8 protein-coding genes are annotated in these 11,903 nt (G+C 61.4%); 4 read left to right on the top strand and 4 right to left on the bottom strand.

The window, feature by feature from the left end; all coding sequences use genetic code 11:
• Nucleotides 1-8: 8 nt before the first annotated feature.
• From leuB to leuC, 4 genes are all read right to left on the bottom strand, one after another.
• Nucleotides 9-1,091: a 3-isopropylmalate dehydrogenase gene (gene leuB, locus B0W55_RS02640; protein WP_077044486.1), complete on the bottom strand. Its 1,083-nt coding sequence runs from the start codon at nucleotides 1,089-1,091 to the stop codon at nucleotides 9-11.
• Between the two features lie 50 nt (nucleotides 1,092-1,141).
• Entirely contained in the window at nucleotides 1,142-1,909 is a 768-nt protein-coding gene (locus B0W55_RS02635; protein WP_077044485.1) for a class I SAM-dependent methyltransferase, read from the bottom strand.
• A gap of 156 nt (nucleotides 1,910-2,065) precedes the next feature.
• Nucleotides 2,066-2,710 carry a 3-isopropylmalate dehydratase small subunit gene (gene leuD, locus B0W55_RS02630; RefSeq protein WP_077044484.1) on the bottom strand — a complete coding sequence of 215 codons (645 nt, stop codon included), beginning with the start codon at nucleotides 2,708-2,710 and terminating at the stop codon, nucleotides 2,066-2,068.
• A gap of 12 nt (nucleotides 2,711-2,722) precedes the next feature.
• Nucleotides 2,723-4,141 (bottom strand): 3-isopropylmalate dehydratase large subunit, encoded by a 1,419-nt coding sequence (gene leuC / locus B0W55_RS02625; RefSeq protein WP_077044483.1) that lies wholly within the window; start codon nucleotides 4,139-4,141, stop codon nucleotides 2,723-2,725.
• Between the two features lie 147 nt (nucleotides 4,142-4,288).
• Between leuC and B0W55_RS02620 the strand changes: the two genes are divergently transcribed.
• The 4 genes from B0W55_RS02620 (at nucleotide 4,289) to B0W55_RS02605 (ending at nucleotide 11,903) form a co-directional block, all read left to right on the top strand.
• Nucleotides 4,289-5,179: a LysR family transcriptional regulator gene (locus B0W55_RS02620; protein WP_077044482.1), complete on the top strand. Its 891-nt coding sequence runs from the start codon at nucleotides 4,289-4,291 to the stop codon at nucleotides 5,177-5,179.
• A 66-nt stretch (nucleotides 5,180-5,245) separates the two neighbouring features.
• Nucleotides 5,246-8,524 carry a PAS domain S-box protein gene (locus B0W55_RS02615; RefSeq protein WP_077044481.1) on the top strand — a complete coding sequence of 1,093 codons (3,279 nt, stop codon included), beginning with the start codon at nucleotides 5,246-5,248 and terminating at the stop codon, nucleotides 8,522-8,524.
• A gap of 285 nt (nucleotides 8,525-8,809) precedes the next feature.
• The gene (locus B0W55_RS02610) at nucleotides 8,810-11,086 is read left to right on the top strand and encodes a nitric-oxide reductase large subunit (protein ID WP_077044480.1); all 2,277 of its coding nucleotides are present in this window, start codon (nucleotides 8,810-8,812) and stop codon (nucleotides 11,084-11,086) included.
• 193 nt (nucleotides 11,087-11,279) lie between these two features.
• Nucleotides 11,280-11,903 carry a CDP-alcohol phosphatidyltransferase family protein gene (locus tag B0W55_RS02605; RefSeq protein ID WP_077044479.1) on the top strand — a complete coding sequence of 208 codons (624 nt, stop codon included), beginning with the start codon at nucleotides 11,280-11,282 and terminating at the stop codon, nucleotides 11,901-11,903.

The raw sequence follows: 11,903 nt of genomic DNA, 5'->3' as shown, positions 1-11,903 counted from the left end.
CCGAGAGATTACAGATTCCGCAGCGCGGCGACTACTGCGTCACCCATTTGCTGCGTACCGACTTTGGTGCAACCGGACGAATAGATGTCGCCGGTGCGCAAGCCCTGATCCAGCACCAGGCTGACGGCTTTTTCGATGGCGTCGGCCGCAACCTGCTGGTTGAAGCTGTAACGCAGCATCATCGACACCGACAGGATGGTCGCCAACGGGTTGGCGATGCCTTGGCCGGCAATGTCTGGCGCCGAACCGTGGCAAGGCTCGTACATGCCCTTGTTGTGGGTGTCCAGGGACGCCGACGGCAGCATGCCGATGGAACCGGTGAGCATCGAGGCCTGGTCGGACAGAATGTCGCCGAACATGTTGTCGGTGACGATCACGTCGAATTGCTTCGGCGCACGCACCAGTTGCATGGCGGCGTTGTCGACGTACATGTGGCTCAGTTCGACCTGCGGGTAGTCCTTGGCCACTTCCTCGACGATTTCACGCCACAACTGGCTGGAAGCCAGCACGTTGGCCTTGTCCACCGAACACAGCTTCTTGTTGCGCACCATGGCCATGTCGAAACCGACACGGGCGATGCGACGGATTTCGCTTTCGCTGTACGGCAGGGTGTCGTAGGACTGACGCTCGCCATTTTCCAGGGTACGGGTCCCGCGCGGTGCGCCGAAGTAGATACCGCCGGTCAGCTCGCGAACGATCAGGATGTCCAGGCCCGAAACGATTTCCGGCTTCAGGCTGGAAGCCTCGGCCAGTTGCGGGTAAAGGATTGCCGGACGCAGGTTGCCGAACAGGCCCAGTTGTGCACGGATTTTCAGCAGGCCGCGTTCAGGGCGGATGTCACGCTCGATGGTGTCCCATTTCGGGCCGCCAACGGCGCCCAACAGCACCGCATCGGCAGCGCGGGCACGTTCCAGGGTTTCATCGGCCAGTGGCACGCCGTGCTTGTCGATGGCTGCACCACCGATCACATCATGGCTGAGCTCGAAGCCCAGGGCGAACTTGTCATTGGCCAGTTCCAGCACCTTGACCGCTTCGGCCATGATTTCCGGGCCAATACCGTCGCCTGGAAGAATCAGAATCTGCTTGCTCATGCTTTCCTCATGTCATCAGTCGGCGCGCCCATGGCGCGCCCGGAAAATGCTTATCGTTCGGCCATCAGTACGATTACATCGGTACTGAACGAACCATCGGCCTCAATCTGAAAATATTCGCCTACTTCATTGCCCATCGACTGCTGCAACTCACGGATCGCCGCGCGCATGACTTGCGGTGTGCGCATGCGCTCGACCCAGGAATTGTATTCCAGACGCAGGCGCTGACGGGCGGTGCTGCGGGTGTGCAACCCCGCTTCGCTGACCTGACGCAACCACTCGCCGGCGGAATAATCGCGCACATGGCTGGTGTCGCGCAGCACTTCGACGCTTTGCAGGTAAGTGTCGAACAACGGACTGCCCGGTGACAACACGTCAATGAAGGCTGCCACGCCGCCAGGCTTCAACACCCGACGCACTTCCCGCAGGGCCAGCCCCAGATCGCTCCAGTGATGCGCCGAATAGCGGCTGAACACGAAGTCGAACTCGCCATCGGCAAAGGGCAGGCGTTCGGCCGCGCCATTGACCGTGGACACGTTGCTCAAGCCGCGATCCGCCGCGGCAGCGGCGACTACATCCAGCATCTGCTGGGACAGGTCGTAGGCCACCACTTCCTTCACCAGCGACGCCACCTGAAAGCTCACATGACCGGCGCCGCAGCCCAGGTCCAGGACCCGGGCATCGCCCCGCCCCGCCACTTCGGCCTGTAGCAGAGCGAATTCGGTGCCTTGAGCGTGAACGGCGCTGCTCAGATAGGCCGCGGCCTGTTCACCGAATTGTTTCTGGACTACCTGGCTGTGCTGGGCGGTGCGGGTCATGGGGACTTCCTTTTGGGGGTGAGTCTTGTGGTGTGTGGCCGGGCCTCATCGCGAGCCAGCTCGGCGCCTACAGAGATGCGTAGCGCTCACGGATCCTTGTAGGAGCCGAGCTTGCTCGCGATGGGCCCAACCCTGTCTACCTAACATTCAGATCAATCACGCGTCACGAAACAACCAGGGCTGGCTCGCCCGGTGCTTGCTCTCGAACGCCGCAATCGCATCGCCGTCCTGCAAGGTCAGGCCAATATCGTCCAGGCCATTGAGCAGGCAGTGCTTGCGGAACGCATCGATCTCGAAGCTCAGGACTTTGCCATCCGGACGGGTCACGGTCTGGGCTTGCAGATCGATCTGCAATTGATAGCCCGGATCAGCCTCGACCTGCTTGAACAGCTCATCGACTTCTTCGTCGCTCAGGATGATCGGCAGCAAACCGTTCTTGAAGCTGTTGTTGAAGAAGATGTCGGCATAGCTTGGCGCGATGATGCTGCGGAAACCGTACTCTTCCAGGGCCCACGGCGCGTGCTCACGGCTGGAGCCGCAACCGAAGTTCTCCCGGGCCAGCAGCACGCTGGCGCCTTGATAACGCTCGGCGTTAAGGACGAAGTCCTTGTTCAACGGACGCTTGGAGTTGTCCTGGTAGGGCTGCCCCACATCCAGATAACGCCATTCGTCGAACAGGTTAGGGCCGAAACCGGTGCGCTTGATCGACTTCAAAAACTGCTTCGGGATGATCTGGTCGGTGTCGACGTTGGCACGATCCAGAGGCGCGACAAGTCCAGTGTGCTGGGTAAAAGCTTTCATGCTGCGCTCCTTTCAGATCAATTCACGGACGTCGACGAAACGACCGTTTACCGCGGCGGCGGCGGCCATGGCCGGGCTGACCAGGTGAGTACGACCACCGGCACCCTGACGGCCTTCGAAGTTACGGTTGGAGGTCGAGGCGCAATGCTCGCCGGACTCCAAACGGTCCGGGTTCATCGCCAGGCACATCGAGCAACCTGGCTCACGCCATTCGAAACCGGCTTCGAGGAAAATCTTGTCCAGGCCTTCCGACTCGGCTTGCGCCTTCACCAGACCCGAACCCGGCACCACGATGGCCTGCTTGATGGTCGAGGCCACTTTGCGGCCCTTGGCGATGACGGCAGCGGCACGCAGGTCTTCGATCCGCGAGTTGGTGCAGGAACCGATGAATACGCGATCGAGTTGTATGTCGGTGATCGCCTGATTGGCGGTCAAACCCATGTACTTCAAGGCGCGTTCGATGGAGCCGCGCTTGACCAGGTCCATTTCCTTCGCAGGATCCGGCACGTTCTGGTCAACGGCCAGGACCATTTCCGGCGAGGTGCCCCAGCTCACTTGTGGCTTGATCTGGGTCGCATCGAGCTCGACCACGGTGTCGAACGTCGCGTCGGCGTCGGACACCAGGTCTTTCCAGGCTTCGACGGCCAAGTCCCACTCCGCGCCTTTCGGGGCGAATGGGCGACCTTTTACATAGGCCACGGTTTTTTCGTCAGCCGCCACCAACCCCACGCGAGCGCCGGCCTCGATGGACATGTTGCAGATGGTCATGCGGCCTTCGACGGACAGATCGCGGATCGCGCTGCCGGCAAACTCGATGGCATGGCCGTTACCGCCGGCGGTGCCGATCTTGCCGATCACGGCCAGGACGATGTCCTTGGCGGTCACGCCGAACGGCAGCTTGCCCTCAACGCGAACCAGCATGTTCTTCATTTTCTTGGCGACCAGGCACTGGGTGGCGAGCACATGCTCGACCTCGGAAGTGCCGATACCGTGGGCCAACGCACCGAAGGCGCCGTGGGTCGAGGTGTGGGAGTCGCCGCACACCACGGTCATGCCCGGCAAGGTCGCGCCCTGCTCCGGACCAATCACGTGAACGATGCCCTGACGCACGTCGTTCATCTTGAATTCGACGATGCCGTATTCATCACAGTTGTCATCAAGGGTCTGGACCTGCAAACGCGAGACCTGGTCGGCAATGGCTTCGATGCCGCCCTTGCGTTCAGGGGTGGTCGGTACGTTGTGGTCCGGGGTCGCGATGTTGGCATCGATGCGCCATGGCTTGCGCCCGGCCAGACGCAGGCCTTCGAAGGCTTGCGGCGAGGTCACTTCGTGGATGATGTGACGATCGATGTAGATCAGCGCAGAGCCATCGTCGCGCTGTTTGACCAAGTGCGAATCCCAGAGCTTGTCGTAGAGCGTTTTGCCGGCCATCAGACGGTTCCTCATCAGCTTGTTTCTATGCCCCGGGCTTTGACGATTTCAATAACCCTTTGGCTTGTGAGGCTGATCCTATGGGGTTACATTAAATAACTCAAATTCATATTTTTTATGCTTTGGATAACCAACTGGAATGCGACCATGGACCTGGCCAACCTCAATGCCTTTATTGCCATCGCCGAGACCGGCAGCTTCTCCGGCGCGGGCGAACGGCTGCACCTGACACAGCCGGCGATCAGCAAACGCATCGCCGGGCTGGAGCAGCAACTGAAGGTGCGGCTGTTCGATCGCCTGGGCCGAGAAGTCGGCCTGACCGAGGCTGGCCGCGCCCTGCTTCCCCGCGCTTACCAGATCCTCAATGTCCTTGATGATACGCGCCGTGCGCTGACCAACCTCACGGGGGAAGTGACCGGCCGTCTGACCCTGGCCACCAGTCACCACATCGGCCTGCACCGCTTGCCACCTTTATTAAGGGAGTACACCCGGCACTACCCTGAGGTGGCGCTGGATATTCAGTTTCTGGATTCGGAAGTGGCCTACGAGGAAATCCTCCACGGCCGCGCGGAACTGGCGGTCATCACCCTGGCGCCGGAGCCCCACGCACTGGTCAAGGCGACGCCGGTGTGGGACGACCCGCTGGACTTCGTGGTCGCCCCGGAGCATTCGCTGCTCAACAACGGCAGGATCAGCCTGGCGGACATCGCCCAACACCCTGCTGTGTTTCCCGGGGGTAACACCTTCACCCACCACATCGTCCAGCGCCTGTTCGAGGCCCAGGGGCTGACACCGAACATCGCCATGAGCACCAATTACCTGGAAACCATCAAGATGATGGTGTCGATCGGCCTGGCCTGGAGCGTTTTGCCGCGCACCATGCTCGACGATCAGGTGGCACGCATACCTTTGCCGGGCATACAGCTCTCGCGCCAGCTAGGCTATATCCTGCACACGGAACGGACGCTGTCGAACGCCGCAAGGGCCTTCATGGCCTTGCTGGATGCTCAAATCGATCTGCCAGGGATTCAAGGCTAACTTGTGCTACTCCTATAGAGCCGCGAAATCCTGCGCCAAACGCTTAACTCAGTCCAAGGCTTGCCAATGCCGAAATCTGTTGACCGTATTCCGCCGATGCCGCGAATCCAGGCACTTGACCCCAAACGCTCCGAGCAAAGCTGGGAAAGTGCCCCGCAACTGCTGGCCGCCCTCAATGGCGCACGCCTGGGTGCCTGGTATTGGGATATCGAGCGCGGGCAGATCAGTTGGTCGCGGGGTACCCAGGCACTGTTTGGCTTCGATCCGCGACAACCGCTGCCGGAGGATCTGGAATACCTCGACTTGCTGCCCCCCGAAGACCGGGCGAAAACCGTTCGGGCCTTCCATGCAGTGATCGCCGGCGCGCCGCTGGAGCAAGCGATGCACCACCGCATCCGCTGGCCCGACGGCAGCCTGCACTGGCTGGAAATCAACGGCAGCCTGCTGCCGGACAAACACGGTCGGCCGCGGATGATCGGCGTGATTCGCGAAATCACCCACCAGCGTCAGCGCGAACAGGCGTTGAGCAGTTCCGAGAAGCGCTTCGCCACGTTGTTCCACCTGTGCCCGAACATGGTGCTGCTGACCCGCCAGGAAGATGGCCTGATCACCGAGGCCAACCAGTACTTCGAAAGCCTGTTCGGCTGGCCGGTGCAAGACGCCATCGGCCGCACCACCGTGGAACTGGGGCTGTGGGTGCATCCCGAGCAGCGCCTGGCGCTGGTCAAGGCCACCCGGGACAAGGGCGAGTTGATCAGCATGGAGGTGCAGTTTCGCGCCAGCAACGGCCAGATTCACGACGGCATCCTCAGCGCGCAAAAGGTCGAACTCGAAGGCCAGCCTTATCTGCTGAGCACTTTCCTCGACACCACCGAGCGCAAGGCTGCCGAACATGCGCTCAAGGACAGCCAGGAACGCCTCGACCTGGCGCTGGATTCGGCGCAACTGGGCACCTGGGACTGGCACATCCCCAGCGGCATGCTCTACGGCTCGGCCCGCGCCGCGCAGTTGCACGGACTGGAGGCCAAACCTTTCCATGAATCCTTCGAAGAGTTTTTCGAGGGTGTGCCCGGCGAGGAACGCGACACCATGCGCGACGCCTACCGCAGCCTGCGCGAAGGCCCGGCCGGCAACTATCAATTGACCTACCGCGTGCAATTGCCCGACGGCACTTCCCGTTATCTGGAAAGCCGCGCTCGCCTGTATCGCGACGAAAACGGCCTGCCGCTGCGCATGGCCGGCACGCTGCTCGACATCACCGACCAGGTCGAGCGCGAACAACGGCTGGTGGCGTCCGAAGAGAAATTCGCCACGCTGTTCCAGGTCAGCCCGGACCCAATCTGCGTGACGCACCAGGACACCGGGCAATTCATCGAGATCAACTCCAGTTTCACCCAGACCTTCGGCTGGACCACCGACGATGTGATCGGCCGCAGCGCCGACGAAATCGGCCTGTGGGACGCCTCGGCGAAAAGCCTGCAGCGCATCGAACAGGTGATCCGCGAACAGGCGCTCAACAATGTGGCGATCATTGTCCTGCACAAGGACGGGCAATTGCTGACCTGCGTGATTTCCAGCCGTCAGATCAGCGTCGGCGATCAGCCGTGCGTCGTCACTACCCTGCGCGACATCACCCAGCAGCAACGCTCGGAAGCCGCACTCAAGGCCAGCGAGGAGAAGTTCGCCAAGGCGTTCCACTCCAGCCCCGACGCCATCACCATCACCGAGCGCGACACCGGGCGCTATCTGGAGGTCAACGATGGCTTCTGCCGCCTCACCGGCTATCGCGCCGACGAAGTAGTGGGCCGCACGGTGTATCAGGTGGGGATCTGGGCCGAGGAGAAACAACGCTCGGCATTGCTGGCCGAACTGCAGATCAAGGGCCGGGTGCACCATCAGGAAATGCTCGGGCGCAACAAGCGCGGCGAGTTGCTGACGGTCGAAGTCTCGGTGGAGCCGATCACCCTCAATGAAACCGCGTGCCTGCTGCTGACCGCTCGCGATGTCAGCCTGTTGAAAAACGCCGAGGCGCAAATCCGCCACCTGGCCTATCACGACCCACTGACCAACCTGCCTAACCGCGCCCTGCTGATGGATCGCCTGAGCCAGCAGATCGCCCTGCTCAAGCGCCATAACCTGCGCGGTGCGCTGATGTTCCTCGACCTGGACCACTTCAAGCACATCAACGATTCGCTGGGCCATCCGGTGGGCGACACCGTGCTGAAAATCATCACCGCACGCCTGGAAGCCAGCGTGCGCATGGAAGACACCGTGGCGCGCCTGGGCGGTGATGAATTCGTGGTGCTGCTCAGCGGCCTCGAAGGTTCGCGCAACGACGTCAGCATTCAGGTGCGGGAGCTGGCCGATACCCTGCGCGAGCTGCTGTCCGAGCCGATGTTCCTCGACGGCCAGCGCCTGCAAGTCACGCCGAGCATCGGCATCGCGCTGATCCCCGACCATGGCTCCACGCCCACCGACCTGCTCAAACGCGCCGACATCGCGCTGTATCGGGCCAAGGATTCGGGGCGCAACACCGCGCAGATGTACCACAACACCATGCAGAAGGCGGCGAGCGAGCGGCTGCGCATGGAGACCGACCTGCGCCTGGCACTGTCCCGGGGCGAGTTTCGCGTGCATTACCAGCCGCAACTCGATGCCCGCAATAACCGCATCGTCGGCGCCGAGGCACTGGTGCGCTGGAATCACCCGGAACTGGGTGCGCAATCGCCTAACGAGTTCATCAAGGTGCTGGAGGACAGCGGCTTGATCCTGGAGGTCGGCACCTGGATTCTCGACGAAGCCTGCCAGGCCTGCCGACAGCTGATCGTCAACGGCCTGATCGACCCACTGGATTTCAGCTTGTGCGTGAACATCAGCCCGCGCCAGTTCCGCCAGACCGATTTCGTCGAGCGGGTCGAGGAAAGCCTGGCGCGCCATGGCCTGCCCTGCTCGCTGCTGAAACTGGAAATCACCGAAGGCATCGTGATCCAGAACCTGGAGGACACCATCAGCAAAATGCGCCGGCTGAAAAAACTCGGCGTGAGCTTCGCCATGGACGACTTCGGCACCGGTTACTCGTCGCTGACCTACCTTAAACGCCTGCCGGTCGACACCCTGAAAATCGACCAGTCGTTCATTCGCGACGCCACCACCGACCCCAACGACGCCGAGATCATCCGCGCCATCGTCGCCATGGCCCGCAGCCTGGAATTGAAGGTGATTGCCGAAGGCGTGGAGACGCCGGAACAGCTGGAGTTTCTGCAGGGGCTGGGTTGTCACTTCTATCAGGGGTACCTGCACAGCCAGCCGTTGCCGGTGGAGGAGTTTCAACAGCTCCTGAGGTAGCGCCCCTACCGCTGCCTGCGCACGTTCATACCTATGTATGAATCGCTTAAACCCATACATGACGCCACTGTCCCTGTGTACAAGTGACGCGATCCCGGCTGCGCCGTAAATTGGATCCCACGCAATCGGACGACGGCGTGACCGGCCGTCACGATGATGGATGATCGCAGGCAGGCGATCATTCTCCCGCGCAACACCCGGCCTCTCTTCCCGATCACTTGGCCGGTTTTTTGCGCCCGCATACTCGTTATGCGGGCGCTTTTTTTTTTGAAATTGAGGTGATCCATGGGTGAATACCGCAAATTATGGTGGTCGCTGATTGGCGTCCTCGGCGTGACCTTCTGTCTGCTCGGCTGGTTCGGCCACGAGATTTACCGACAGGCGCCACCGATCCCCGAACGGGTGAAAAACGCCGACGGTGAGACGCTGTTCCGTGACACCGACATTCTCGACGGCCAAACGGCCTGGCAGAGCATCGGCGGCATGCAACTGGGCTCGATCTGGGGCCACGGCGCCTATCAGGCACCGGACTGGACCGCCGACTGGCTGCACCGCGAACTGCTCGCCTGGCTGGAACTGGCAGCCCAGCAGCAATACGCCAAGGCCTACCAGGACCTCGATGACGATCAACAGGCCGCGCTGCGCCATCAACTCAAACGCGAGTATCGCGGCAATCGCCTGGTGGATGGCACCCTGGTGCTCAGCGAACGCCGGGCCCAGGCCATCGCGCAAACGGCCACCTACTACCACGCACTGTTCGGCAACGACCCTTCGCTGCATAACAGCCGCGAACACTTCGCGATGAAAGAAAACACCCTGCCGGACGCCGCCCGGCGCGAGCAGTTGACGCAGTTTTTCTTCTGGACTGCCTGGGCTGCCGCCACCGAACGGGATGGTCAGAGCGCGACCTTTACCAACAACTGGCCCCATGAGCCGTTGATCGACAATCGCCCGACCGCCGAGAACATGGTCTGGTCGATCGTCAGCATCGTCGTGTTGCTGGCGGGGATCGGTTTTCTGGTGTGGGGCTGGGCCTTCCTGCGCAACCACGAAGAAGGCGAGGCAAAGGTTCCGGCCCAGGACCCGCTGAGCCTGATCAAACTCACGCCCTCGCAAAAAGCCCTGGGCAAATACCTGCTGCTGGTGGGTGCGCTGTTCGGCTTTCAGGTGCTGATGGGCGGCCTGACCGCTCACTACACAGTCGAAGGGCAGGATTTTTATGGGCTGCCGCTTTCGAAATGGTTCCCCTATTCGCTGACCCGCACCTGGCACCTGCAAAGTGCGATGTTCTGGATCGCCACCGGTTTTCTGGCAGCCGGGCTGTTTCTGGCGCCGTTCATCAATGGCGGCAAAGATCCGAAATGGCAGAAGCTGGGGGTTGACGTACTGTTCTGGGCGCTGGTGCTGGTGGTGGTCGGCTCCTACGCCGGCAACTTCCTCGCCATCGCCCAATTGATGCCGCAGCAGTGGAGTTTCTGGCTCGGTCACCAGGGTTATGAATATGTGGATCTGGGACGGCTGTGGCAGATCGCCAAATTCGCCGGGATCGTGTTCTGGCTGGTGTTGATGCTACGGGCGATGGTCCCTGCCCTGCGCCAGCCCGGGGATAAAAACCTGCTGGCGCTGCTGGCCGCCTCTGTGGTCGCCATCGGACTGTTCTACGGTGCCGGGCTGTTTTACGGCGAGCGGACCAATCTATCGGTCATGGAGTACTGGCGCTGGTGGGTGGTGCACTTGTGGGTCGAAGGCTTCTTCGAAGTGTTCGCCACCACCGCCTTGGCGTTCATCTTTACCAGCATGGGCCTGGTGTCCAAGCGCCTGGCCACCACCGCTACCCTCGGCTCCGCCTCTTTGTTCATGCTCGGCGGCGTACCGGGCACCTTCCATCACATCTATTTTGCCGGCACCACCACGCCGGTGATGGCGGTGGGTGCAACCTTCAGTGCACTGGAAGTGGTGCCGCTGATTCTGCTGGGCTACGAAGCCTGGGAAAACTGGCGCCTCAAGGAACGTGCGCCGTGGATGGCGCGGATTCGCTGGCCGTTGCAGTTCTTCATCGCCACGGCGTTCTGGAACATGCTCGGCGCCGGGGTGTTCGGCTTCCTGATCAATCCACCGATCGCGCTGTATTACATCCAGGGCCTGAACACGACGCCGCTGCATGCGCACGCCGCGCTGTTCGGGGTCTACGGTTCCCTCGCACTGGGCTTCAGCCTGCTGATCCTGCGCTACCTGCGGCCGAACCTGCAGTTCAACGATCGCCTGATGAGCACCGGTTTCTGGTGGCTCAACGGCGGCCTGATGCTGATGATCGTCACCAGCCTGTTGCCGATCGGCATCCTGCAGTTCTACGCCAGCGCCAGCCAGGGCTTGTGGTACGCCCGCAGCGAAGCATTCATGCAGCAGGACCTGCTGCAAACCCTGCGCTGGGTTCGCACGTTCGGCGACATTGTGTTCCTGGTGGGGGCGTTTGCGGTGATCTGGCAGATTGCGGGGGGTTTGCTGTTTTCGTCTCGGCATCCACGTGCCATCAATTCCACGGAGTTCACCGGACAGCGTTGAAGCTGGCCTTTGAACGCTTGCAGACGCCCGGTGCATTGCATCGGGCGTATTGCATTTCAAGGTCAAGCGACCTGTTGATGAGCAGATCCGGTTGCGGATGCGTCCTACACAAAATCAGGACGCGTCTGATCCGAGCTAACAGAGGGATGGCATCTACACTGGAAAAACTCTAACCGGCCGAGATCCGATCGAAGTGCCCAGCATCTACCAGATCAAACCTGCGTTTCAAAACCTCCTGCGACCTTTGGTTCGACGATTGTTCAATAACGGCACCACGGCCAACCAGATCACCCTGATAGCCGGCATCGGCTCGGTGCTGGTGGGCGTGCTGATCGCTGCCTTCGTGCATCACCCCTGGGTGTTCGCCCTGGTGCCGGCCTGGATGATCGCGCGCATGGCCCTCAATGCCATCGACGGCATGCTGGCCAGGGAATTCAACCAGCAGTCGCGCCTGGGTGCCTACCTCAACGAACTCTGTGACATCGTCGCCGACTGCGCCCTGATTCTTCCTTTTGCTCTGCTTCCCGACGTCAGCCTGTGGCTGGTGCTGCTGGTGACCCTGCTCGCCCTGTTCAGCGAATACGCTGGCGTACTCGGGCCGATGATCGGCGCTTCGCGGCGTTATGACGGCCCCATGGGTAAAAGTGACCGGGCTTTCGTGCTCGGCTGCCTGGCCACTGCGATTGCCCTTGGCTGGATGGGTGCTGCGTGGATAAACGCAGTGTTCGCAGTCCTTGCAGCGCTGTTGATCGGCACGCTGATAAACCGGGTCCGTCAGGGCCTCAGGGAAGCTCGACAAGACAGCCCTGCAACATAA

This window comes from Pseudomonas sp. KK4, assembly GCF_001984065.1.
GTDB lineage: Bacteria > Pseudomonadota > Gammaproteobacteria > Pseudomonadales > Pseudomonadaceae > Aquipseudomonas.
The sequence above is the reverse complement of the archived record's forward strand: the minus strand, read 5'-3'. Positions and strand labels throughout refer to the sequence as shown.

Coding starts and splice junctions, on each gene's coding strand:
- B0W55_RS02610 (WP_077044480.1), top strand. CDS start 8,810: ATGGGTGAATACCGCAAATTATGGTGGTCGCTGATTGGCGTCCTCGGC.
- B0W55_RS02635 (WP_077044485.1), bottom strand. CDS start 1,909: ATGACCCGCACCGCCCAGCACAGCCAGGTAGTCCAGAAACAATTCGGT.
- leuB (WP_077044486.1), bottom strand. CDS start 1,091: ATGAGCAAGCAGATTCTGATTCTTCCAGGCGACGGTATTGGCCCGGAA.
- leuD (WP_077044484.1), bottom strand. CDS start 2,710: ATGAAAGCTTTTACCCAGCACACTGGACTTGTCGCGCCTCTGGATCGT.
- B0W55_RS02620 (WP_077044482.1), top strand. CDS start 4,289: ATGGACCTGGCCAACCTCAATGCCTTTATTGCCATCGCCGAGACCGGC.
- leuC (WP_077044483.1), bottom strand. CDS start 4,141: ATGGCCGGCAAAACGCTCTACGACAAGCTCTGGGATTCGCACTTGGTC.
- B0W55_RS02615 (WP_077044481.1), top strand. CDS start 5,246: ATGCCGAAATCTGTTGACCGTATTCCGCCGATGCCGCGAATCCAGGCA.